This is a genomic window from Bacillus sp. AFS017336, assembly GCF_002555445.1.
In the GTDB taxonomy this organism is placed as follows: domain Bacteria; phylum Bacillota; class Bacilli; order Bacillales; family Bacillaceae_G; genus Gottfriedia.
The window spans coordinates 14,125-38,708 of record NZ_NUCO01000155.1; the positions used below are offsets into that span (position 1 = coordinate 14,125).

A 24,584-nucleotide genomic window follows, 5' to 3' on the forward strand; every position below is an offset into this window, starting at 1 on the left:
TTTTGAGGAGGCTATACTAAATTACGCTTCTTTTAAATGCGTAACTTCATGTTGTTGATAATCTTCACGCATTGTATGCAATAAATAATTATCTTTAGTGATTTCAAATAGATCGTAAATTTCTTCATTTTGATTTATTTCTTTATATAAGCAACTACGCGATTCGTTCGCTAAAGTTGCGTATGGTAGTTTACTTGCAGCATAAAAAGAGCGTTTATTAACTTTACGAATACGCATAAAAATAGAGTTTATCCCTAAATCATGAAATAACTCGTGGAAGAAAGCGTCTTTTGCTGGTTTGTTATAACCCATTCCGTGAAAAGGTTTGCCTAACCATGTTCCTAAAAAGCCATATCCAGCTTCTATATCATGTAATGAAATGTTACCAATAGGGTTGCCCCACTCATCTAAGATTGTTCTTGATATCATTTTTCCTTGTTCTTCTAGTTCGATTGCTTGCTTTGTGATAAATAAGAATTCCTCGTACGAATTTGCTTTATGGCGCACAAAGGGAAAGACATCAGGATGCACCATAAGTTCAAAAAGTACAGAACAATCTTGTAAATCTCGCTGTTTTAGCATCTCTACTCCTCCTAATCATAAGGGTAGCGAAAGAAGGTTACGCCACCCGCGAAATTTTTGTGAGGACTAAAAAAAATTTGAAGTCCTGTGAAGTGCATTACTATGAATAAATTGTGAATAATTTTTTAATGCACCCTAAAATTTCGGGGTGGGAATCGAACCCACTAGGACCAGCGATTTACTGGTGGCTCACCATTTGCCTTTCCCGTTAAAATACTATATAAGAATAGTGTTTTTACACTATCTATTTAATTTACCGCATAAAGTCTTACTCTACTATAATAAACGATTTTTTACAAATTGAAAAGTAAAATTATTCGATATTTTTATACACAATTCTACCATCTATGACAGTGATTAATGGCTTAGCCATATAATGAAACGGATGGTGGGACCATAGCACGACATCACCATCTTTACCTAATTCTAAGCTACCAATTCTGTGAGATAGATTAAGATTTTTTGCCGGATTTATCGTGATTGCTTTTAATGCTTCGAGTTCAGGTAAACCTTCACGAACTGCTATAGCTGCACATACATTTAAATACTGAATTGGAGTGTATGGGTGATCAGTTGTAATTGAAACACTTACACCAATATCAGTAAGAGCTTTGTATGTAGTCCAGGATTTATTTTTTAATTCGATTTTTGAACGTCTAGTTAGTGTAGGACCAACAGATACTTGAAGGTTTCGATCCTTTAGTTGGTCAATAATTAAATGACCTTCCGTACAATGTTCAATTCGGATATCTAAATTAAATTCTTCACCAAAACGTATTGCTGATAATATATCATCCGCACGGTGAGCATGAATTCTTACTGGAATTTCTCTATTCAATGCTTTAATAATTGGTATAATTCGAAAATCATCAGGGTTGTGTGAATTTTTTGCTTCATAAAATGCCTCTCGGAGCATGCCCATAATTCCCATTCTAGTAATCGATTCTTTGTTCCCGTTACTATGAGTCCTTTTTGGATTTTCTCCAAAAGCAATTTTCAATCCAGATGGCTCTTGTATAATCATCTCATCGATACTTTTACCATATGTTTTAATTGTACAAGTAGTTCCTCCAATTACGTTCCCACTTCCAGGCATGATATGAGCTGTCGTAATTCCATGCGTAATAGCATCATTAAAGGCAACATCAAGTGGCAATATTCCATCCATTGAACGAATATGCGGAGTCAATACTTCAATTGTTTCATTTGCGTCATTTCCGGCCCAACCAGTTCCTTCGTCATAAAGTCCTAAATGAGTGTGCACATCAATAAAACCAGGAAAAAGTGGTTTTCCGGCACATTCAATAACGATCGTTTGATCTTCCATAGAAAAAATATCTGGTGCAATTTCTTTAATTTTCCCATTTTCAATTAATAGATCATGATTATATAAAACTTGAGAAGTAACGGGGAAAATTGTTGCATTCTTAAATAATAGATTCATGATAAATCCTTTCAAAAATACTATTTTAATGTAAACTGTAAAGCTTCTTTTAAAGATGGAAATTGAAAGTTATAATTAGTTTGTATAGCTTTAGAAGGCATAACTTTTTGACCTTCTAAAACTAGCATACTCATTTCACCTAGTAGTAATCGAAGGGCAAAACCTGGGACTTTTATTTTGTTTGGTCGATGCATTGAAGATGATAAGAGTGTACTAAACTCATTCATTGTGACTGGACTAGGTGACACAAAATTAATCGGTCCATGAATGTCATTATTTTTTATTAAATGCATGATGAGTCCAACAACATCTTTCTCATGAATCCAAGAAATCCATTGAGTACCTTTTCCAATCGGACCACCAATAAAATACTTATATGGCAATATCATCTTTTGTAGTGCTCCACCGCTTAATCCAAGTACAAGGCCAAATCTAGCAAGAATAGTCCGAATCCCCAATTCTTCTGCTTTTTTGGCAACGTTTTCCCATTCCAATACTGTTGATGCTAAAAAATCATTTGAAATAGGCTTGTCATGCTCATTAAAAGTTAATGATGTTGAAGTTCCGTAATACCCTATTGCGCTAGCATTAATAAAAAGGTTTGGTCGATGGGCTTGTCTTTCAAACCATGCAATCAGTTCATTTGTAGATTGTAAACGACTTTGTAGAATTGTTTCTTTTAAGCTTTGAGACCATCTACCGCTGTTGATTGATTCACCAGCTAAGTTAATGACTATGTCAATTGATTCCCTAAAAGAATTCGAGGTTAATTGATCCCAATTAATATAAGTAATAAATGGATTAGTTGATGTTCTTATATTTCTCGTGACGATATAACATTGATATTCACTTCGAATAAATTCATTTATTAATTGAGATCCAATAAACCCAGTACCGCCTGTAAGAAGAATCTTCATCCACGCATCTCCTTAATTCATAATATGATATTATTATTTTTATGTGTATAGTAAAACAAAATTTCTTTCGAGGTAAATTATGTCTATTATTACGAAAATTCAAGTTCAAAAATTAAATAAAGAACGTTTTAATATTTATGTTGATAATGGTAAAGGTGAAGAATACGCATTTAGTGTAGACGCCGATACTATCGTTAAATTTAATATACAAAAAGGGCAGTCTTTTGAGCCGTATGAAATAGAAGAGGTACTAAATGCTGATCAATTAAGAAAAGCATATCTCTCAAGTATTGTTTATTTATCCAGAATGATGAGAACTAAAAAAGAGATTGAGCAATACTTAGCTAAGCAGGAATTCTTGATCGAAACAATCCAAACAACGATCATTCGACTTGTAGAAGAAGGATATATTAATGAAGAAAAGTATGCTAATAGTTATGTTAGTACTTCAATCAATACGACCTTAAAAGGGCCAACCATTATTAAGAATGCACTAGTGGAAAAGGGGATTCCTAAGTCAATCATTGAAGAAAGCTTAACCTTATTTTCAAAAGAAACACAAATTGAACATGCCATTTCACTTTGTCAAAAAAAAGTTTCTTCGCTTTCTAAGTATTCAACAAATCAAAAAAAGGCAAAGCTTGAAGAATTGCTAAGAAGAAAGGGTTATTCAACGAACATCTCTTCGATCGCAATTGAAGAAACACAGTACGAAAGTGAAGCGGATGACGAATTAGAAGCACTGTTAATCCATGCTAGAAAAGCGAAAAGGAAATATGAACAATTAAGTGATTGGGAATACAAACAAAAAATGAAAACAACATTATATCGAAAAGGCTTTCCAATTGATTTAATTGAAAAAGCAATTTTAATTTTAGAAGAGGATGAAACTTAATTTAATTAGTTGATATATGTAGATAAAGTTTAAAACAATTGATTTCAGACTAATTGCGAGTGTTTGTCTTTCGAGGTGTGAAGTCTGTTTAGAAGCGGAGCTACCTAGACGGTAATGAGCACTGCAGACAGGCGAAGCAACGAAGAAAGCGAGCGCTTGACAATAGTCTTAAACTAATTTAATTGGTTGTATGTTATTAGCTTGATATAATAAACTTATCGATGATGATTTTAGAGGAGACTTAATAAAATGCAAATTCCAAAACGATATAGTGACTTAACAAAAGATGAATTAGTTCAAGAAATTAGCAATTTGAATCACCAAGCTAGAAAAGCAGAACAAATGGATATGATCAATGAACTTGAAGTGATACTCCGTAAAAAAACGATGGCTCAATCATACTTATTAGACGCAAGTCAATTTATTCCTGGTATGCAATATGAATTGAGCGAAGAACCTGGTGTTTTATTCATGATAACATATATGAATGGAGTTTTTGCTTGGGGTCATAAAAGTACAAGTGAAGAAGAAATAGGAATTCCTATTGCATTATTAAAAAAAATTGAAACGAACTAAAGCTTTCAATCAAACGAAAAGAGAAAGATTGTGTTTATTAAAGATAAAAAACCAGGAACGATCTATTCCTGGCTTTCATTTCTAAAAATTAATCATTACTAGGATCACTTTTAGCCATTCTTCTTTGTGGACTTGTATTTATTTGACCGTTAGGACGTTTTGAAGCATTTTTTGATTTATAGTCGATTGATCCGTCAATTTTCGTATCATGCTTTTGAGCTGAAAAACGTTCGCTTTTTGTTGTCATTTCAATACCCCCTAGTGATAAATGATGGGATGAACCATCATCAATATGATGACCATTTTAGATTCAGATATGATTATAAATAATGTTTAAAAATTGGAAGGTGTAATTTATGGAGAAATATTTAGAGCAGTTAACTGAACTACTACTAAAAGAAAATAGCCAATTAACATACTCGCAAGCAAAAATTTGGGTGGAATGGCTTTGGGAAGATTTTGAAGCAACTTATGCTAAGGCTGGAGAATATCATGGAGAACAAATGTCAAAAAAAGTTGTTCAACAATTTATTTTTCAATATGGAAAGTATTTGCACGAAACGGATATTAAAATTGCAAAGCCACCAGGATTACAAATTTTAGTAACTGAAGAAAAGGACAATCTTCTTCATTAAAAAATAACCCTTAGTTAAGGGTTATTTTTTTTCATACTTATAAATTGGCAACGATAAGAAACATCGATGTAGTTTCCATTTTTAAAAGCTCGCCAATCGGTCAGTTTTCTTTCTTTTTTTAGGATTTAAGCTTTTAATTTTTTTTGTAATTTCTTTTCACTAAAAATCCAACCGGTGAATGAACTGATTATATTATGTTCGTAGTCGAATTTAACTACGGCAACGAAGGGATAGTATGTTTCTGTTCGGTATCTTAAGTCGATTAGTCTAAGTTCCTTATGGTCGTCATATCCAATTAATTCCCAAATGTAAACAGGTGAAAATGCGAGAAAGGATTTAACATTATCGTCTTTAAAGGCTGCTTTCACGTCTTCGATTACTGGTAATGGGATTCTCTTAAAAACATCGTGAATTTTAAAGATTCTTTTCTTAATTTTTCCTACGTAATGATGAGAATCTGTACTTGCTACAATATGATAATGAGTGTATTTTATAGAAGGTGAAACATAGACACGTTTTGCATCTGGCAATTTCTTAGTTACTGTTTGAATCACGATTTGTTTTTGTCGATATCTAAATGCATAGTAAAGAACCATGATAATATAGAGCATGACACAAATTGGACCAGCTCTAAAATGGAATATAACAAATGGCACGCCTACTAAATGAATTGCAAAAATTATTGGGTCGAAAGTGTTTATGATTCCAAAAGCAATCCAACGTTTTGAAAATGGCCTTAGAGCTTGTGTTCCGTACGCATTAAATAAATCTACAAAAACATGTACGCCAACAGCTAGAAAAGACCAAAATAAATAGAGTCCAAAGTGTTCTCTATTATTAAATAGTGTCATAATGGTGGAAAGCGATAGCGTCCATAAAATGACTGCGGGAATTGAATGTGTAATTCCACGATGATGTTTTAAGTATTTAGCGTTATTTCTTAATTTTAAGATCGTGTCACTATCTGGTAATTGTGAACCGATGATGGTTGTTAATAAGAATGAGTTTGCCAAATGTGGGTCATGTAGGACGATTGGACTCAGGGTTGCTAATCCGCCAAGTGTAAATCCCATTACAAGATGAGTGCCAGTATCCATTTAGTTCCTCCCTTTATTTACCCTTTTAATTCTTATAGTATTAACTACTAACAAAAATATATAGATGTTATAGAAAGGTATATGTTATGAATGAAGATTTAAATAAGATATTAGAAGCTTTCCCAAAAAATGACTTTAAAAATAATTTAGTTAATTGGTTTTTAGCCGAACAAAGAGATTTACCTTGGAGAAAGAATAAAGACCCATATCGAGTATGGGTTTCAGAAATAATGCTACAGCAAACGCGTGTAGATACAGTAATTCCTTTTTATAACAATTTTATGCAGAACTTCCCCACAATTGCCGATTTAGCTAATGCCGAGGAAGAAAAAGTACTAAAAGCATGGGAAGGACTAGGATATTATTCTAGAGCTAGGAATTTACAATCAGCTGTCCGTGAAGTCCATGAAGAGTATTCAGGTAAAGTACCAGATTCTCCAGAATTAATCAGTAAGTTAAAAGGTGTGGGACCATATACTGCGGGTGCAATCCTAAGTATTGCATATGGTAAACCAGAGCCAGCTGTAGATGGTAATGTAATGAGGGTTTTTTCTAGAATATTAACAATTTGGGAGGATATTGCTGTCCCGAAAAACAGAAAGATTTTTGAACAAGCCGTTAGATCACTAATTAGTCATGAGGATCCATCTTCATTTAATCAAGGATTAATGGAGTTAGGTGCATTAATTTGTACACCAACAAACCCGGCCTGTTTACTATGTCCAGTCAGGGAACAATGTTTAGCTTTCGAAACTGGAGTTGTTTCTGAGCTTCCAATCAAAAGTAAAAAGAAAGCCCCGAAACCAGTTAATCTAGCGGTCGGAGTGATTAAAAATAAAAACAATCAATATTTAATTCAGCAAAGACCTTCTAGTGGGTTACTTGCTAATATGTGGGAGTTTCCAACTGCAGAATTACAATCAACGATATTATCCAAAAGTGACACACTTAGTTTTTTCTTAAATCAAGAGGTTCAGTTAGAAGTAGAAGGGTTATCATACCAATTTAATATTGAGCATGTGTTCTCACATCTTGTATGGAAAATGGATGTATATGTTGGCGAAGCAATAAATGAGGGGAATTTAGCGAGTAATCAGAAATGGGTTACGTTAGACGAGTGTAAAGAACTGCCTTTTCCAGTCGTTCATCAAAAAATTTATCAACAGATTGAAAAGCTTGTTTGAATTTTAGGCATTTAATCGTTACAACACCTTAAAAAAATCCCAACACAATTGTTGGGATTTTTTTAAAACAGACTATAATATACTTAGTTAAATCAGTTTAATCAATAGTAGGGCGAGTTCCACTTGTCCAGTCTGCTTCGTTTCGATGCAAACCACCTCGAGATTCAATTTCTTTTATAATTTCTTTTTGTATTGTGCTACCTTCAATATTTAAATAACCTGTGATTTGTTGAAAAGAATGATGATAATATTCCAACTCACTATCTTTCCACTCAGTTTTTGGAGTCATTGATAATTCTGTGAGATCTCTTCCTACGTACATAAAAAGCCTCCTCATAATTTATTCTCTTAGTTTTCCACTCGAACGGTTCATTAAACAAAAATAATTAAGTTAAATTTTTTTACATATTCCCCCGACTAATGGACATCATATTATTCGTGGAGGTGATAAATCATGAACAACAACAACAACAACAATCAATTCAATGCTGGAAAAACAGCATCTGGAACTAACATTGGAAAAGTACAACAACAAAACCAAAGTTTTGGACAAGAGTTTTCAAGTGAAACTGATGTTCAAGCTGTAAGAGAAGCAAATGCAAAATCTGCACAAAAATCTGCTTCTAAAAACTTTGGACAACAAAACCAACAATAAGCATTTTAAAAGAAATTGAAATACTAGAGGTGCGCTGTTGATGAAACGGTAATAAGCTATTGAAGCTTAATTTCCATATCATCTTCCTGTCTGATGTGAGATCATGCAGTCTAGTTGTTATAAAGAACGTTCGAAAAGAGCATCCTTATAAAAGGGTGCTCTTTTTCATAATTTAAACCTTCATTAGAAATCCACATACTTTTTACAGAATGAGTATTTTCTTTCCAAAAGTCAAATATCGCCAAATGTAGTCAAAGGGATTACGTTAGTTTTCAAGAAATAGTGTATTAATGAAATAAGGATGGTGAATAGTATGCAAGTATTCGATGAATTGGTAAGTCGTCAACTTGAAACAATGGATCAATTAATAAAGATTCAAGAAGAAATTGAACGCTGTCAAGAAATTGAAAACCAACTATTTGAATTAGAAGATTTGTCAAAACTGTCTTCTATCCAAGATGAGATACATATAATGCGAACTGAATTAAAAGCTATCCAAGACACTTTCTTAATACAAACCCAACAAATTATTAAATCTTTCTCAGATGAGAGAAAAATTGCGTTAAAATAAAAAAAAATTTGGGCCATATTACCAAATTGAACGCCCTTTTGTTTAAAAATGGATAAGAACTAGTTATAATAGAAGTGTAAAGTATAAATAAAGTGTTGAAATGCGTCCACACTAGAAAGAAGGGAGAAGCCATGAACGTTCCCAAGCCGGGAGAAAAGATACAGATACATAGTTATAAACATAATGGACATATTCATCGTATATGGGAAGAGACAACCATTTTAAAAGGGACGCAGCAGTTAGTAATTGGCGCAAATGATCGCACGCTTGTAACTGAATCGGACGGTAGAACATGGGTTACACGAGAGCCAGCAATTTGTTACTTTGATATGGATTATTGGTTTAATGTTATCGGAATGATTAGAGAAGATGGAGTTTACTATTACTGCAATATAAGCTCACCTTTCGTCTATGAAGACGGTGCCATTAAATATATTGATTATGATCTTGATATTAAAGTTTTTCCAGACATGACTTACGTGCTGTTAGATGAAGATGAATATGAAAATCATCGACAATTAATGAATTATCCTCCTATTATTGACCCAATTTTAAAGAAAAACTTAGGTTATTTAAAGGAATTAATTCATCAACGAAAAGGGCCGTTTGCTACCGATTTTATTGATAATTGGTATGAGCGATTCTTAATGTATCGTGATTAACCTGAAACTGTTGAGCGGACTTAGTTTTTTGAGATTCAATCATCTCAAAAAGATAATTGCTCAACAGTTTCTTTTTGAATGATAAGAAAGGATGGAAATATGGGAAGTATTAGACGTTATTTAAAATTTGTTAAACCGTATCGATTCCATATATTTTTAACGATTGCAATCGGTATCGTTAAATTTGGGATCCCGTTGATTTTACCGTTTTTATTAAAATATGTAGTAGATAACATTATTAATTCTCATATACCAATCGCAACAAAGACTTCACATCTTATTTATATCATGATGTTTGCGTTTGGAATTTTTGTTATCGTACGACCGCCAATTGAGTATGTTAGACAATACTATGCCCAATATATTGGTAGTCGTGTTTTATTTGATATAAGGGATTATTTATTCAAACATCTTCAAAAACTTAGTTTAAGATATTATGCGAATGCAAAGACTGGCGAAATCATTTCACGAGTAGTAAATGATGTTGAGTCTACTAAAGATTTTGTTATTACTGGATTAATGAACGTATGGTTAGATTTAATTACAATCTTAATTACAGTCACGATCATGTTAACAATGGATGTAAAGTTAACGCTTGTATCGCTAGTCGTATTGCCATTTTATACAATTGCAGTTAAATACTTTTTCGGTAGACTCCGCTTTTTAACTCGCCAAAGGTCTCAAGCTTTAGCTGTACTTCAAGGATTTTTAACAGAGAGAATTCAAGGAATGCAAGTAACACGAAGCTTTGCACTTGAAGATTATGAAAGTGGATTATTTAAAGAAAAAAATGGTGAGTTTTTAGATCGCGCTTTAAAACATACAAGCTGGAATGCGAGTACTTTTACTATCATTAATACTTTAACTGATATTGGACCTTTATTAATTATTGGATTTTCTGCATATCAAGTCATTCATGGTCATTTAACACTCGGTGAAATGGTTGCATTTGTTGGTTATATTGATCGATTATATGATCCATTAAGAAGATTAGCTAATTCATCAACTACTTTAACCCAGTCGTTTGCATCGATGGATCGTGTTTTCGAATTAATGGATGAAAAATATGATATTGTTAATCGTGAAAATCCAGTTTATGCAAAAACATTAGAAGGTAAAATTCATTTTAATAATGTATCTTTTCAATACAATGCGGATGACGATGAAGTTATTCAAGATGTATCTTTCAAAATTGAACCTGGTCAAAAGATTGCATTGGTCGGTTCGAGTGGTGGAGGAAAGTCATCGTTAGTTAGTCTCATACCGCGTTTTTATGACGTAACAAAAGGAAACATTGAAATTGATGGTGTTGACATAAAAGATTATGATTTAAAAAGTATGCGTGAAAAAATCGGTATTGTTTTACAAGATAATTTTCTATTTAGTGATACAGTTAAAGCGAATATTCATTATGGAAATCCAAATGCTAGTGAAGAAGAAATTATTGCAGCCGCTAAAGCTGCCAATGCACATGATTTTATAATGAGTTTACCAAGTGGATATGAAACGCTTGTTGGAGAAAGAGGGGTAAAACTTTCAGGTGGTCAAAAACAACGTGTAGCAATTGCCCGTGTATTTTTAAGAAATCCTTCAATCCTAATATTCGATGAAGCAACTTCAGCGCTAGATTTAGAAAATGAAAAGTATATTCAAGATGCTATTAATGAATTGGCAAAAAATCGTACAACCATTTTTATAGCCCATAGACTATCTACTATTACGCATGTAGACAAAATTGTTTATATTGATCAAGGTCAAATAGTCGAAATTGGTTCGCACGAAGAATTAATAGCTAAAAAAGATGCTTATTATCATTTATTTGAAATTCAAAATTTAGAGATAAGTTCAGTGTAGAACAGGACTGTTTTTGAGGTATTTATAAGAGTGGATTAAAGTATAAATGGATAAGAAACTAGAGAAAATACTTACAGAATAAACAAAAAAGCCTCCGTAGAATCGGAGGCTTTTGTTTTTAGTTATTTTACATTGTCTCTATTTGTTCAACTTGTACTTGATATTCCTTGTGGTACGTTTGGTGGCTATCGACAAGTGTATTTAAATGTTCAACATTTTCACTATATTCTAAAATGGCAGAAACAACTTGGAATAGATGTAACCATGTTTTTTGTTTTTCTTCATCATTTAAATCATGGTGATCCAAGAATGCCTTTGTTAATTTGTCTTTTAATATATTTTCTTCTCTATGAAGTGGAGCGGTTTGATCAAAGTTTACTTTGCCGAGTAATTTCATTATTGCATGCTCATGAAACTGCATTAGGCATGTTAGTTCATTTTTAATTAATTCTTGGAACTCTTTCGGTGAGGTATTTATTTCATACTCCAATCGGTTTAGAGCTTTTAGAGTATCAAATGCGTTATCGGCTGTGACAAGCATTTGTCTAAACAATACGATTTTACGAGCTTTCTCATGTTCTTTTTTCTTTCGTCCAATAATAATAATTCGATCTTCTTTATATAGACGATATATTCTCGTCACATTTCTCATGATTTCTCTTAACTGGTAAATTTCATCTCTTAATCCATTATGGCTAACAGTTTTGTGTAAAGCCATCATCATTAATTTATTGGTTTGCTCAGTAGCAGAAATCATGCAACGAGATAATTTTTTTTCATAATTTGGAGGCATTAAGAAAATATTTACGAAAGATGCTGCAAATACACCAATCAATACTGCCATAATACGATCAAAAGTAAAAATGGCAAAGTGTTCAGTACTAGTACTAACCTCCATAATTACAACTACGGTAACTAATGTTGTAGCGATTGTATTTTCAAGTTTTAATTTTAATGTAATGATAATCACGAGAATACATGTAATTCCTATAATGACTGGATTATTCCCTAGAGTAATCACCGCAATTATTGCCAGGAATGCACCAATCAAGTTAGCTTGAAGTTGCTCAACTAACGATTTATATGATTGGTTTACTGACGATTTTAATGCCGAAATAGCTGAGATACCTGCAATTGAAGCTGTAGATAAATCAAAAAACATCGCGCTATAAATGGCGAGCGTAATTGCTATACCAGTTTTTAGAACACGCGCTCCTAATCTCATTGTTTTACTCCTTTTTGTTTGACTAGCTTAATGCTTGTTTTCAATTCTATATGATTATTAAACTACTATTTATTACATAAAGTTCAATACGATTTTCATTTTTTTACTCATGTAACATCCTGTAACTATACAATGAACTACACGCATTATCAATACAATTTTTCAAGAAATTTTGTTAAATATATGAAGGGAGAAAAAGATTAAATTATTAGTTAAATTAAAAGATTTCGAATTTAAAATTGAAAGGGCTTTATTCTTACTATTGGAGATAAATTCGTAAAGAGTAAATAAAAAAGAAGCGAAATTTTTCGCTTCTTTTAATAAAATCATTCTGTTGAAACAGATGGATCCGCTTGTTCTTTTTTAGGTTTAATTTGTATGAAGTTAAGGTCAATATTTTCTAATAAACTTTGTACAAATAGGGCTTCTTCATTTTGATTATGTTGAATTAGAAGTGATTTATATTTCACAAGTAATTCATTTAAATCTTTTTTACCAGTTGCATCTACAGGTACAATATTAACACTTGCACCTTTTGCGATTCGATTTTGGTAAGCTTCTTTTGTAAGTCCTAATTCAGGAGAGTTTCTAACATAAATTACTCCGCCCGTCATACCTGCACACATCCATGGTCCTGGGTCACCTAGAACTACTGCTCGACCGCCAGTCATGTATTCAAATGCAAAGCCGTTTATATTTGCTTTTGCACCTAATCGCGTTTTTTGAGAAGTAGGTTGACTAGAGTGATTATGACCACCAATTACAACATCGGCACCTGATAAACGAATACCTGCTCGAGAATCAGCATTACCTTGGATAAAGAATTGTCCTTTTTGTGCTCCATATGCAAAGCATTTTCCGACTGAACCCCCAAAGTATTGACCGTTGGCACCTAAAGCTTTACTAATAAAAATTGTTCCGCCAAACGCTGTTTTTGCTACTCCGTCTTGAGCTCCACCTTGGACGAATACAGAATAACCTTCTACTGTATAAGTTCCTAGACCATTTCCTGGGATAGACTGATCCTCGAAACTTAGCTCTACAGGTAAAGCTGCGCCTTTTGTTTGTTTTTCTACTACTAAGTCATGGATTAGCAAACTACCCGCGTGACGATATTCATTATCAACCTTAGCATAAACTCCAACATCATTACTTTGAAGTACTTTAGCAGATTCACCGTTAGAAAGGATGTATTCTTTTTCCTCGATTTTATTAGTTGATAATAAATTAGATAAACTTAAAGTATCTAAAAATCTTGTTTGTTTTAAGTATTTCGTTTTACCAACAAGATCTTGAGCATTTTTAATTCCTAAAGAACCAACAATCGCTTGCAATTCGTTTTTGAATGCAGTGAAGAATTGTACTAAATTGGTTACAGCTGTTTCAAGTTGTCTAGGTGTGAATTTTCGTAAGCCGTGACGCATCGCTTCGATTTCAGAGTCAATTTGTGTTGCGATCCCAACATGGCAAGTATCTAAATGACAACCACGACAAGTAGTACAACCGATTGCAATCATTGATAAAGTTCCAAAACCAATACGGTTTGCACCTAGAATCATCATTTTCACTACATCATTTACACTTTTCATTCCACCATCTGCCCAAATCTCAACAGAATTACGTAAACCAGATTCTAATAATGCATTGTGGGCTGCACGTACGCCAATTTCTACTGGTAAACCTACATTTTGAATAGCATGAACACGAGCAGCACCAGTTCCGCCATCAAAGCCACTAATATTAATAAAGTTTGCACCAGCTTTTGCAATACCGACTGCAATTGTACCAATGTTAGGTACAACAGGTACTTTTACAGCTACTTTTGCATTAGGATTAACTGCTTTAATTTCACTAATCATCTGAGCTAGATCTTCAATTGAATAAATATCATGATTATTTGAAGGTGAAATTAAATCTGATCCTAACGTTGCGTTTCTAGTTTCTGCAATTTTTTGTGTTACCTTTGAAGCAGGTAAGTGACCACCTTCACCTGGTTTTGCACCTTGACCGATTTTAATTTCAATTAAATTTGAAGAGTGGAGTAAATTCGCATTAACCCCGAATCGGCCCGAAGCGATTTGTTGTCCACGGGTATTTGGATATTTTCCAATCATATCTTGGATTTCTCCACCTTCACCATTTAAGCTAATCATGTTTAGTCGATTTGCACCTTCAGCATATGCTCTAAAAGCAACTTCATTTTGAGATCCAAATGACATTGAACTAATAATAAATGGTAATGAGTGAGTACCAATTTCTAATGAGACTTGGCCTGAAGCAATTGGTTTACTACTTTCAACTAATGAAAGCGCATGTCGTACTGTAGTTGGACGGTCTTCTTCAATTTGATTTAATTTTTGACGATATGTTTCATAGCTACCAGTTTGTGCCGTTTCTCCAATAGCCTTCCAAATTCGAGGGAATACATGGAATGACTTTGGCATCGTTGCATTACCTGCATTGTAATCTTCATATCGTTTTTTTGAATCTGTTTCGATTAATTGGAATCCAGAAACTGATTGATCTCCGAAGAAATTGATTACACCTAAAGACGAAGCGATATCTTCTTGTAAACCGATACTACTAAACATTTTTGCATAGCCTCGTAGTTCATGCATACCGATTGTTGAAATAACTTTTTCGATGCCTTTATTTAAAACATCATATAGTTTTACGATTTTGTCTGGAGTTTCCAATTCTGATATTGTCCCAAAAAGGAAATGAGGATTAATTGCATCTGCACCTAAACCTTTCATTACCATAAAATCGTGAAGATTACGAACTGCAGCTGTTTTTAAAATAATTGAACAGCTTCTTCTTAATTTTGCATTCACAAGACCATTATGGATGATCGCTGTAATAAGTGCCGGATCAATCCAATATTGATTATTTTTGTGTGCTTCGTCATCTGTAATAACAATACATTCTGCACCATTTCTCACAGCTTCAATTGCTTCGTATTTGTACCCAGATAATGTTTCCTCTAAAGGTAAGTTAGAAAATGTGCTTTGAATTGTATATAGTTTATTTTCTAATTGATATAGATTGATGATTTCTTCATACGTAATTTGTTCACGATTTGCTTTTAGAGTACTTCCTACAAAACCATCACCTAATATTGGAGAAGGGAGTTGAAGAACAATTCCAGATTCTTTCTTTGAAATGGATGGTCTTTTTCCTAAAAGAACAGAAATAGAGAAGTGCTCTGTTTCACGATCACGATCGATGGCTGGGTTCGTTACAACTGCAACTGTTTCCTTCATATAGTCTGATAGATTTTTTCTAGCATCATCTAAACAAGCTAGTGGAGCATCATGACCTAATGAACGAATAGGTTCAGCACCTTTTTCTGCCATTTGTTCAACTAGTTGGATTTGTTCCTTTTGCCATCCGAATGCACCATATTCAAACGGATGAATAGAAGGAGGTGAGTGTTCTACATAATCAGTTGAATTTGCTTCTTTATTTGCTAGATTCATAGCTAATTTGTCACTTAATTTCGTTGTGACAAAATGTGTTAATTCACGGTGCGTTAAAAGTTGAGCGCGATCTTTTAGTAAATTAATACCTATTTTTTCTCCAGGTGAAAGTGCGTGCGGCTCCGAGATAAATAATTCTGGAGAAAGGATACCTTGTTCTGATGAAAATACATAATAATCATTTGTTTCAAGTTGCCATACAGGACGTAGCCCTAAAGCGTCAACACTTGCGACAAATTCATTTCCTTCTCTTGTTAATACACCTGCAGGACCTTGGCAATAAGGACCGAATGTACTTCGAATTGTATTGTAAATTGAGTTTACTTCTTGATCTAATTCAAATTCTGCAGGTACTGGTGGGAATAATAATTCCATTGCTTCTTTCAAAGTGTAATGATATTTATGAATTAATGTTTCTAACGTAATATTTACATCTTGTGAATCACTATTACCATTTTGTATATTGGCTCCAATTTGCTTTGCTTCAATCCTCAATTGTTCAATCGTATTAATTTCTCCGTTATGTGCTAATAAGCTAAATGGTTGAACTCTTGAAAACGAAGATGAAGTGTTTGTTGAGTAGCGGTTATGACCTACAACAACAGATGATTGAAAATTAGGGTGCTGCAAGTCAGAATAGTATGATAATAAAGTGTCGATTGTTCCCATTACTTTATATACGCAAGTAGATTGACTTAGCGAAACAACAGTTACATTTGATTTATTGCTAATAATATTTGTTAAATCAAAGAGAGATGTGCTTTGGTGATTTTTAATTGGAAGTAATGCTACTTGTAAAAATTCAGGTTCTGCTGCTTGAGCAATTGGACCAAGTGCCAATGTGCAGGTTTGGTTAGAACTATGGAATAAAGTTTCATAACCGTTTTCTTCAAAAATTTGAAGCAAAGTTTGTACTTCTGATTTTTCATCAAAAAAGAAATGTCCTACTGTAAAAGAAGGGTGTGAAACGATCTCTGGACTAATACCAACAGATGTCAGTTTTTCTTGCCAAAGCAAAGTAGGGATGTCAGTTTGAATTCCTACACCATCACCTTCACCGTTTGTAAATCCCGCTCGGTGATTCATCTTTCGAAGACTTTCAGCAGCGATATCGACTGTTTCTCTTGTTTGAGTAATGGAACGATTGATGAAAGCAACGATTCCACATGCATCATGTTCACTATTGTAATAATCTCTAAATAACCCTGGTGACCATTCTGTTTTTGTTTGAAATTTCATTTAACTACCTCCTATATATAATTAAAAATTGATTATTCAGAATTAATGATGTATAAATAGAGGCCACTTCAATAGTTGGAGTGACCTCGGATAGATCATTGTTTAATCGTAGCTAATTTTTGGAATGCGTTCCCAACCGCATTAATTGTTTGGAGAACATCTTGTTCAGTATGAGCTGTAGTTAAGAACCAAGCTTCATATTTTGAAGGTGCTAAGTTAATACCTTCTTCTAATAGAAGTTTAAAAAATCTACCGAATACTTCGCTATTAGCTTTTTTTGCTTCTTCATAATTCGTTACTTCGTCTATACCGAAATAAACAGTTAAGGCACCTTTTAAACGGTTGATCTTAATATGGATGTTGTGCTCATCAGCTTTTTCTTGAATACCTTTTTCAAGAATTGTACCTAAGCGGTCTAACTCTTCATAGACACCTTCTTGTTTCAATACTTCAAGACATGCAATACCAGCTGCGATTGATGCAGGGTTACCAGCCATCGTTCCAGCTTGATAAGCAGGACCTAGAGGAGCAACTGTTTCCATAATTTCTTTCTTGCCACCATAAGCTCCAATCGGTAAACCACCACCTATGATTTTTCCAAGAGCTGTTAAATCTGGCTCAACTCCTAATAGGTTTTGCGCTCCACCATACATAAATCTAAAGGCAGTAATTACTTCATCATAAATGACTAATGCACCATGATTGTGCGTTATTTCATTCACTGCTTCTAGGAAACCTTCTTTTGGTTCAACGATTCCAAAGTTACCGACGATTGGTTCAACAAGTACACCAGCTACTTCATGACCCCATTTTTCCATTGTCTCTGCATATGCTTCAATGTCGTTAAATGGAACAGTAATTACTTCGTTGGCAATACTTTGTGGAACACCAGCAGAATCCGGGGTACCAAGAGTAGATGGACCTGAACCAGCGGCAACAAGTACTAAATCTGAATGACCGTGATAGCATCCAGCAAATTTAACGATTTTAGTTTTACCAGTGTAAGCTCTTGCTACACGGATAGTAGTCATAACGGACTCTGTACCTGAATTTGTAAATCTGACTTTATCCATACTAGGGATTGCTTCTTTTAGCATTTTCGCAAATTGTACTTCAAGCTCATGCGGTGCACCGTAAAGGACACCATTTTCTGCTGCGTTTGTAATCGCAGCTGTAATATGAGGATGAGCATGACCCGTAATAATAGGACCGTATGCTGCTAAATAATCTATATATTGGTTGCCATCAACATCCCAAAAATATGCGCCTTTTGCGCGTTTCATTGTGACAGGAGCTCCGCCACCTACTGCTTTAAACGATCTTGAAGGACTGTTTACGCCTCCAACGATATGTTCTAAAGCTTCATTATGTATTTCAATTGACTTTTGATTATTCATGGAGTACCTCCCATTAATGATAAAAAATGAAAGATTTTAACCGGCATCTTTACATTATTTATGTGGTTAAATTACATTCTAGCACGAAATTTTAGTGCGTGGTAAATGTAAGCCTTTCCAACTTTGAAAGAAATTTGAACATTTTGTAGAATCTATATTTTTCTTAAAAAAAGACCGAAAAATTGGAAATTATTTTTCAGTACTTTTTTATTGTACTTAGTCCATATTTAAAATACACTAAGCGACGGAATAAAAAATGGAGGAATACGTATGGAGAACATGATTGAAGTACAAAACTTACACAAAGAATTTAAAACTTTTTTAAGTCGCTCTGGTGTAAAAGGTGCATTTAGAGACTTGTTTACAAGAAACTATAAAACTAAGACAGCAGTTAATAATATAAGTTTTTCTGTAAAAAAAGGTGAAATGATGGCCTATATTGGGGAGAATGGAGCAGGAAAGTCAACTACGATTAAAATGTTGACTGGAATCTTAACGCCTACTTCTGGTGATTTAACCGTTAATGGATTTCACCCTCAAAAAGATCGAGAGCGTTTTGTTAAATCGATCGGCGTTGTATTTGGTCAAAGATCTCAGTTATGGTGGGATATTGCTGTACAAGAATCATTTCGATTACTAAAAAAAGTTTATCAAATACCAGATAAACAATATGAAGAGCATATGGGTTACATCATTAAGACTTTAGATATCGAGCCATTATTGGATCAACCAGTTAGAAAGTTATCTTTAGGTCAAAGAATGAGATGTGAATTAGCTGCGGCATTAATTCATAACCCACCTTTAGTATTTTTAGATGAGCCTACAATCGGTTTAGACGTTTTAGTAAAATTAAAAATCCGCGAGTTTTTAAAAGAGTTAAATCAAAAATATGGTACAACAATTCTTTTAACCACACACGATATTTCTGATATTGAGGCACTATGTGATCGAGTAGTTATGTTAGATGAAGGAAAAATCATTTATGATGGGAAACTCGAACAGTTAAAAGGCCAATGGGGAGAAGAGAAAGAAATACAATTCCAGTTTATTAAACCTGTAAATCTTGGTATGTTAAACGAATTAATTGGACGAACTGATGTGAAATGGAAGCAAGAAGAAGGAGAAAATATTTGGAGCGTTACATTACCAAACGATGAAACGCTTATTTCGATGATCATTGCAAAAGTTGTTCAAACAAATCCCGTTAAAGATATGAAGATGTTAGAAATTTCTACTGAAGAAATCATTCGAAACATTTATCAAGAGGGGATTAGTAATGGGTAAGTATATTGAAATTATTCGTATTCGTTTTTTAATGATGTTAGCCTATCGTACAAATTATTACACAGGAATTGTAATTTATACTATTAATATAGGTGCTTATTATTTTTTATGGAAAGCTATATATGGTCATCAAGGTTCAATCCAAGGGGTTTCTGTAAACCAGATGACTACTTATGTTGCAATCGCTTGGATGGCAAGGGCTTTTTATTTTAATAATCTAGATCGTGAAATTGCAGAAGAAATTGTAGAAGGTAAAGTAGCTATTGAACTTATAAGACCTTATAATTATTTGCTTACGAAAGTGATGCAAGGATTAGGTGAGGGTATTTTTAGATTCTTTTTCTTTTCAATTCCAGGGTTTATATTAGTAGCATTAATTTTCCGATTAGATGTTTCATTTAATTTATCTACTTTAGGATTATTTTTACTAGCTTCAGTTTTCAGTTTTGCAATCAATACACAATTGAATTTATTAACTGGACTAATGGCATTCTTTCTTCAAAATAATATGGGCTTTATTCAAGCAAAGCGTGTCATCATTGATTTGTTTTCAGGTTTAACGATTCCGATAACATTCTTTCCAGCTTGGTCTCAAAGTATAATGAAGTACTTACCTTTTCAAGGGATTAGCTATATTCCTAGTATGATTTTTGCTGAAGGAATTAAAGGTGAATTGATTTTAAGAGGACTTTTATTCCAAATTACTTGGATTATCATTTTGTGTATTCCAATTACACTTATATGGTATAAAGCTAAAAAGCATCTTGTTATACAGGGAGGTTAAGGAATGTTTTATATTAATATATTTCTTCAATATTCTGGTCAATATTTAAAAACTAAGTTTCATTATAGAGCAAATTTCTTCTTATCATTTTTATCAGATTTAATGTCTCAAGCTGTTAATTTAATTTTTATATTATTAGTTTTCAATCACACTTCACTTATTGAAGGGTGGAACCGAGACGAAATTGTATTCATTTATGGATTCTTTTTAGTTCCATTTGCTTTATTTGGTTCATTTTTTAATATATGGGATTTTAATGATCGTTATATTGTTAAAGGTGAGTTTGATCGTATTTTAACTCGACCTATTCATAGTCTTTTTCAGGTTATATTAGAAAAAATGGAGCTTGAATCATTACTAGGTGCGATAACTGGACTAATTATTATGATTTATGCTGGTGTTAAATTAGGTTTAACGATCACTTGGTATGACCCATTCTTATTTTTATTAATGGCTTTTGGTGGGATGTTTGTTTACGCTGGTATTTTTATCGCTTTAGCTAGTATTGGATTTTGGTCAGATGCTAGAACATCCATAATGCCGTTAATGTATAATATAGGAAACTATGGTCGATATCCTATTAATATATATCATCCAATTATTCGTTTTGTATTAACTTGGATTTTGCCATTTGCATTCGTTGGTGTTTACCCGGCTGCATATTTTCTACGTAGAAGCGAATGGTATGTCTATTCATTTTTAACACCAGTTATGGGGTTAGTTGTTTTTGTAATATCTGTGGTGATTTGGAATCAAGGAGTAAAAAAATATAAAGGTGCTGGGAACTAAGCAGTATTCTATTTCAATAGCTTGTTTCATAAATTGAAATGAGGTGATTGGAATGGGAACTGCTTTTTTCTTTTTTATAGCAATCTTTGCAATCTTGTATAGTCTAGTATATTTATGGAATACTTCAACTAAAAAAGTAAGTAAAGGTCTTATTTCAGTTAATAATTATATTATTTTATTTTTAATATATGGAACGGTACTTATAGGCTTTAGTGCAGTCTATTTTATATTAGAACATGGACAGCGTCCGATTTTAATTGAGCATTCTATTCCTATTGAAGGGACTAATTACCATATAATGGGGTTATGCTTATATTTTAGCGCGATTACACTTTTATCCGTAGGGTATGGGGATATTGTACCAGTAGGGATCGGAAGATGGGTTGCTATGATGGAGGCACTGATCGGCTATACGATGCCAGCGGCTTTTGTTTTACAAGTATTTAAAGATGAACGTTAATATTTTTTTTAAGGAGATTGTTATGACTGTTGAAATTGGAGTTAAAGCACCAGATTTTACATTACCAGCTAGTAATGGGGAAGATGTATCACTATCAGACTTTAAAGGTAAGAAAGTAGTTCTTTATTTTTACCCAAAAGATATGACACCGGGATGTACTACGGAAGCTTGTGATTTTAGAGACTCATATGAAAAGTTTATGAATAGTGGTACTGTCATTTTAGGAATCAGTCCAGACCTTGTAAAAAGACATGAAAAATTTATTGAAAAGTATCAGTTACCATTTTTATTACTTTCAGACGAAACTACTGAAGTTGCGAAGTTATTTGATGTATGGAAGTTGAAAAATAATTTTGGTAAGGAATATATGGGGATTGAACGGACAACATTTTTAATTGATGAAGAAGGTTGTATCGAAAATGTGTGGCAAAAGGTTAGAGTAAAAAACCATGTTGAAGATGTATATAGTGTAATCAATCATTCGTAAAATTGTACAAACTAAATTGATGAAAGAACTTGACTACGCGAGTTTTTTTTTGAGAAAGAAACGTTTTATATAAAATAATCGAGCTTTTCGTCTATACCTATCATGCTTTCGAGAATATATTGAAGTATAGGGCATACCTCCTCAGATGATAGCATTTTGAAGTGCGAGTTAATTCTCGCACATTTTTTTTGTTTACATGATGGGAAAACAAGTAGTGTCTAATTTTTTTTATAAATTCTCAAAAAGTTGACAAATATTCTAGCAGTTGAATAAACTAATAATAAGTAAGTAAATTTGGAACTAATTTATAGAAACGGGGAGAGCGGCGTTGCATAAGGAAAATATTCAAGATGCAATTTTACATTTAAAGAATAGCGGCGTACGTATTACACCTCAGAGACATGCGATTATAGAATATTTAATCGGAAGTGGAACACATCCAACTGCTGACGAAATCTATAAAGCACTTGAGGGAAAATTTCCAAATATGAGTGTAGCAACGGTTTACAATAATCTCAGAGTATTACGTGAAGTAGGAATGGTTAAAGAATTGAACTTCGGTGATTCTTCTAGTCGTTTTGATTATATAACAACTGATCATTATCATATCATTTGCCAAAAATGTGGTGAAATGAATGATTTTCATTATGATGGATTAGAAGGAATCAATCTTTATGTTGAGAAGGAAACGGGATTTGAAGTAACTAATCATAGAATGGAAGTATACGGTATTTGTCCTAAATGTAAAGAAAAAACATTATCATAATAAAGCACATTACATAATGTAATGTGCTTTATTTACTATGCTATTGCTTAGCATTTCGTTTGCTATTATATTTTTCATTAAATTCTTTACCTTCTAATGAAGGATCTAATGTAAGGGGCTCATTGCAATACATACAGATGTCAACTTTTCCAAGCATTTTAGTCGTTTTGCTACAATTCGGACAGACAACCTGAATCGTTTTTGTAGAAAGCATTCCGATCCAAAAGTAAACAACAGTACTTCCGATAATCGCTAAAAACCCTACAAGCATAAAAATCGTCATAACAATTTTATGCTCTCTGAAAAATACACCACCGTACATAATGATGAAGCCAATAAATAATAATGAAAGTGCAAACGTTCTTATATTATTAATTTTACTACTTTTCTTTTTTGCCACTTTGTCCACCCCACTCTTTGTAATATAGCATAAATGGGATTGGAAATGTTAGTGCTAACATGGAAAACCATACGAACTTATTTAATGGATTGTTATTAAGATGGACTTTATTGAATTTGTTCTATCTTTATGGAGATTCAATTGGATTTATTTTATTAGATGAGTTGAATTGTGATTGTTTTTTCTTCTTATGTTTTATAAGATGAATCGGGCTATATAGAATTAAAAAATAGGGGATCAGTAACAGGCCTAGAACGATTAAGTAATATGGCCATGGTCTAAAAAAGTTTAGCAAGTTTGCTCCAGGTGGTTTTGCTCTTAAAAATAAGTAGTTTCCTTTTATGAAATAATCTAGTAAGTAAATTGGTATTGCTAGTATTATTAAATATAGAAAGGACTTTAACAATGAACGGAATGTTGGTGTATATCCAAAAATAAATGTCATGTAACAGATCGATAAAATGATTCCCCCATGAGTAATGAAGAATTGTATATATTTAAAATGAGGAAAAGCATACTTTATATCCGGTGTAAGCACAGATTGGATAGCTCCAGCTAACCCCCAAAAGTAAATGATTTCATATACTTTATAATTTTTTGTAATGAGTGTATAACAACATAAATACATACTAATTCCGCAAAGTTGTAGAGGTAATGAATCTCCCCAATCCCACTGGTTCGTTTTAATAAGCCATCCATATAGAAGAAACTCGACTAAAAGCATTGAAATGATTAACAGAGTACGAATGAATAAATCTACTTTTTTCTTTTTCTTGATCAAATGTTTGAAGTAATACAAGGAGATAAGAAGTAAGAGAATGATTAATAAAGTAATAATATGTTGCTTTGAAAATAATACGAAACCATTCAATAATTACACCTCTCTTTAAAAGGACATAGATATTACTGCATATTTAGTTACATTTAAATGGATTCAAGTTCTACTTATTAGATTGTATTCTGCTTATTTAGATTAAAGTATAAAGAATAAAAATCTGTACTATACGTTCTTATGAGATAAAGTTTAACTTTTTTTGAAAAAAACGTTTAAAAAGTGTTGACGATGGTAAATATCGATGTTATATTAATACATGTCGCCGAGAGATAACGGCAACGAAAGAAAAGATTTTAAAAAATGTTGACAGGCTCTTATGAGAATGTTAAGATGAAAAAGTCGCTAATGACGCGACGGTTTGAACTTT

The 24,584-nt window shown here is 33.0% G+C and carries 24 protein-coding genes and 2 pseudogenes; 15 read left to right on the forward strand and 11 right to left on the reverse strand.

Going from position 1 to position 24,584, the window contains the following annotated elements:
* Positions 1–21 precede the first annotated feature (21 nt).
* The 3 genes from CN601_RS25950 to CN601_RS25960 form a co-directional block, all read right to left on the reverse strand.
* Positions 22–582, reverse strand: a complete 561-nt coding sequence (locus tag CN601_RS25950; protein ID WP_098121534.1) for a GNAT family N-acetyltransferase — start codon at positions 580–582, stop codon at positions 22–24.
* Between the two features lie 313 nt (positions 583–895).
* The gene (locus CN601_RS25955) at positions 896–2,026 is read right to left on the reverse strand and encodes an amidohydrolase (protein ID WP_098121533.1); all 1,131 of its coding nucleotides are present in this window, start codon (positions 2,024–2,026) and stop codon (positions 896–898) included.
* Between the two features lie 20 nt (positions 2,027–2,046).
* Positions 2,047–2,943 (reverse strand): TIGR01777 family oxidoreductase, encoded by an 897-nt coding sequence (locus CN601_RS25960; protein ID WP_098121532.1) that lies wholly within the window; start codon positions 2,941–2,943, stop codon positions 2,047–2,049.
* Between the two features lie 79 nt (positions 2,944–3,022).
* On the opposite strand from CN601_RS25960, the gene recX reads away from it, so the two are divergent.
* Both recX and CN601_RS25970 read left to right on the forward strand, forming a co-directional pair.
* On the forward strand, positions 3,023–3,838 hold the full coding sequence (gene recX, locus CN601_RS25965) for a recombination regulator RecX (protein WP_098172810.1): 816 nt from the start codon (positions 3,023–3,025) through the stop codon (positions 3,836–3,838).
* 249 nt (positions 3,839–4,087) lie between these two features.
* Positions 4,088–4,414 (forward strand): YfhH family protein, encoded by a 327-nt coding sequence (locus CN601_RS25970; RefSeq protein ID WP_098121530.1) that lies wholly within the window; start codon positions 4,088–4,090, stop codon positions 4,412–4,414.
* An 88-nt stretch (positions 4,415–4,502) separates the two neighbouring features.
* On the opposite strand, the gene sspK is transcribed toward CN601_RS25970, so the two are convergent.
* The gene (gene sspK / locus CN601_RS25975) at positions 4,503–4,661 is read right to left on the reverse strand and encodes a small acid-soluble spore protein K (protein ID WP_098121529.1); all 159 of its coding nucleotides are present in this window, start codon (positions 4,659–4,661) and stop codon (positions 4,503–4,505) included.
* Between the two features lie 109 nt (positions 4,662–4,770).
* On the opposite strand from sspK, the gene CN601_RS25980 reads away from it, so the two are divergent.
* Complete coding sequence (locus CN601_RS25980) at positions 4,771–5,049, forward strand: YfhJ family protein (RefSeq protein ID WP_098121528.1); 279 nt, start codon at positions 4,771–4,773, stop codon at positions 5,047–5,049.
* Between the two features lie 125 nt (positions 5,050–5,174).
* Here CN601_RS25980 and CN601_RS25985 read toward each other — a convergent pair whose 3' ends face one another.
* Positions 5,175–6,146, reverse strand: a complete 972-nt coding sequence (locus tag CN601_RS25985; protein ID WP_098121527.1) for a metal-dependent hydrolase — start codon at positions 6,144–6,146, stop codon at positions 5,175–5,177.
* Positions 6,147–6,232: 86 nt separating this feature from the next.
* On the opposite strand from CN601_RS25985, the gene mutY reads away from it, so the two are divergent.
* Positions 6,233–7,330 (forward strand): A/G-specific adenine glycosylase, encoded by a 1,098-nt coding sequence (mutY, locus tag CN601_RS25990; protein ID WP_098172811.1) that lies wholly within the window; start codon positions 6,233–6,235, stop codon positions 7,328–7,330.
* A 97-nt stretch (positions 7,331–7,427) separates the two neighbouring features.
* Here the strand turns inward: mutY and CN601_RS25995 are convergent, their stop codons facing one another.
* Entirely contained in the window at positions 7,428–7,652 is a 225-nt protein-coding gene (locus CN601_RS25995; RefSeq protein WP_098121525.1) for a hypothetical protein, read from the reverse strand.
* Between the two features lie 132 nt (positions 7,653–7,784).
* On the opposite strand from CN601_RS25995, the gene CN601_RS26000 reads away from it, so the two are divergent.
* The 4 genes from CN601_RS26000 (at position 7,785) to CN601_RS26015 (ending at position 11,072) form a co-directional block, all read left to right on the forward strand.
* Positions 7,785–7,985 (forward strand): gamma-type small acid-soluble spore protein, encoded by a 201-nt coding sequence (locus CN601_RS26000; RefSeq protein WP_098121524.1) that lies wholly within the window; start codon positions 7,785–7,787, stop codon positions 7,983–7,985.
* 313 nt (positions 7,986–8,298) lie between these two features.
* The gene (locus CN601_RS26005; protein WP_098121523.1) at positions 8,299–8,556 is read left to right on the forward strand and encodes a YgaB family protein; all 258 of its coding nucleotides are present in this window, start codon (positions 8,299–8,301) and stop codon (positions 8,554–8,556) included.
* Positions 8,557–8,687: 131 nt separating this feature from the next.
* Positions 8,688–9,218 carry a nucleoside tri-diphosphate phosphatase gene (gene ntdP, locus CN601_RS26010; protein ID WP_098121522.1) on the forward strand — a complete coding sequence of 177 codons (531 nt, stop codon included), beginning with the start codon at positions 8,688–8,690 and terminating at the stop codon, positions 9,216–9,218.
* 99 nt (positions 9,219–9,317) lie between these two features.
* Positions 9,318–11,072: an ABC transporter ATP-binding protein gene (locus tag CN601_RS26015; RefSeq protein WP_098172812.1), complete on the forward strand. Its 1,755-nt coding sequence runs from the start codon at positions 9,318–9,320 to the stop codon at positions 11,070–11,072.
* A gap of 127 nt (positions 11,073–11,199) precedes the next feature.
* Here CN601_RS26015 and CN601_RS26020 read toward each other — a convergent pair whose 3' ends face one another.
* The 3 genes from CN601_RS26020 to CN601_RS26030 all read right to left on the reverse strand — a co-directional run bounded on the left by CN601_RS26020 (position 11,200) and on the right by CN601_RS26030 (position 18,412).
* Positions 11,200–12,297, reverse strand: coding sequence for an FUSC family protein (locus tag CN601_RS26020; RefSeq protein WP_098121520.1), 1,098 nt, complete (start codon positions 12,295–12,297; stop codon positions 11,200–11,202).
* 326 nt (positions 12,298–12,623) lie between these two features.
* Positions 12,624–17,015 carry a glutamate synthase-related protein gene (locus tag CN601_RS26025; protein ID WP_098172813.1) on the reverse strand — a complete coding sequence of 1,464 codons (4,392 nt, stop codon included), beginning with the start codon at positions 17,013–17,015 and terminating at the stop codon, positions 12,624–12,626.
* A gap of 95 nt (positions 17,016–17,110) precedes the next feature.
* The gene (locus CN601_RS26030; protein ID WP_098172814.1) at positions 17,111–18,412 is read right to left on the reverse strand and encodes a glutamate-1-semialdehyde 2,1-aminomutase; all 1,302 of its coding nucleotides are present in this window, start codon (positions 18,410–18,412) and stop codon (positions 17,111–17,113) included.
* Between the two features lie 270 nt (positions 18,413–18,682).
* Here CN601_RS26030 and CN601_RS26035 point away from each other — a divergent pair.
* The 7 genes and pseudogenes from CN601_RS26035 to CN601_RS26060 form a co-directional block, all read left to right on the forward strand.
* Positions 18,683–19,472, forward strand: a pseudogene (locus tag CN601_RS26035) (ABC transporter ATP-binding protein); the annotation flags it as partial.
* Positions 19,473–19,558: 86 nt separating this feature from the next.
* Positions 19,559–19,696 (forward strand): annotated as a pseudogene (locus tag CN601_RS28225) (daunorubicin ABC transporter ATP-binding protein); the annotation flags it as partial.
* On the forward strand, positions 19,689–20,480 hold the full coding sequence (locus tag CN601_RS26040; protein ID WP_098121516.1) for an ABC transporter permease: 792 nt from the start codon (positions 19,689–19,691) through the stop codon (positions 20,478–20,480). The pseudogene CN601_RS28225 and the gene CN601_RS26040, both read left to right, overlap by 8 nt.
* Before the next feature lie 3 nt (positions 20,481–20,483).
* Positions 20,484–21,269, forward strand: coding sequence for an ABC transporter permease (locus tag CN601_RS26045; RefSeq protein ID WP_098121515.1), 786 nt, complete (start codon positions 20,484–20,486; stop codon positions 21,267–21,269).
* 52 nt (positions 21,270–21,321) lie between these two features.
* On the forward strand, positions 21,322–21,729 hold the full coding sequence (locus tag CN601_RS26050) for a potassium channel family protein (RefSeq protein ID WP_098121514.1): 408 nt from the start codon (positions 21,322–21,324) through the stop codon (positions 21,727–21,729).
* A gap of 22 nt (positions 21,730–21,751) precedes the next feature.
* Positions 21,752–22,216 carry a thioredoxin-dependent thiol peroxidase gene (gene bcp, locus CN601_RS26055; RefSeq protein ID WP_098172816.1) on the forward strand — a complete coding sequence of 155 codons (465 nt, stop codon included), beginning with the start codon at positions 21,752–21,754 and terminating at the stop codon, positions 22,214–22,216.
* 328 nt (positions 22,217–22,544) lie between these two features.
* Complete coding sequence (locus tag CN601_RS26060) at positions 22,545–22,982, forward strand: Fur family transcriptional regulator (protein ID WP_098121512.1); 438 nt, start codon at positions 22,545–22,547, stop codon at positions 22,980–22,982.
* A 40-nt stretch (positions 22,983–23,022) separates the two neighbouring features.
* Here CN601_RS26060 and CN601_RS26065 read toward each other — a convergent pair whose 3' ends face one another.
* Both CN601_RS26065 and CN601_RS26070 read right to left on the reverse strand, forming a co-directional pair.
* A complete protein-coding gene (locus CN601_RS26065; RefSeq protein WP_098121511.1) occupies positions 23,023–23,382 on the reverse strand; it encodes a YgzB family protein in 360 nt (119 codons plus the stop codon).
* 127 nt (positions 23,383–23,509) lie between these two features.
* Positions 23,510–24,253 (reverse strand): YwaF family protein, encoded by a 744-nt coding sequence (locus CN601_RS26070; protein WP_098172817.1) that lies wholly within the window; start codon positions 24,251–24,253, stop codon positions 23,510–23,512.
* Between the last annotated feature and the right edge of the window lie 331 nt (positions 24,254–24,584).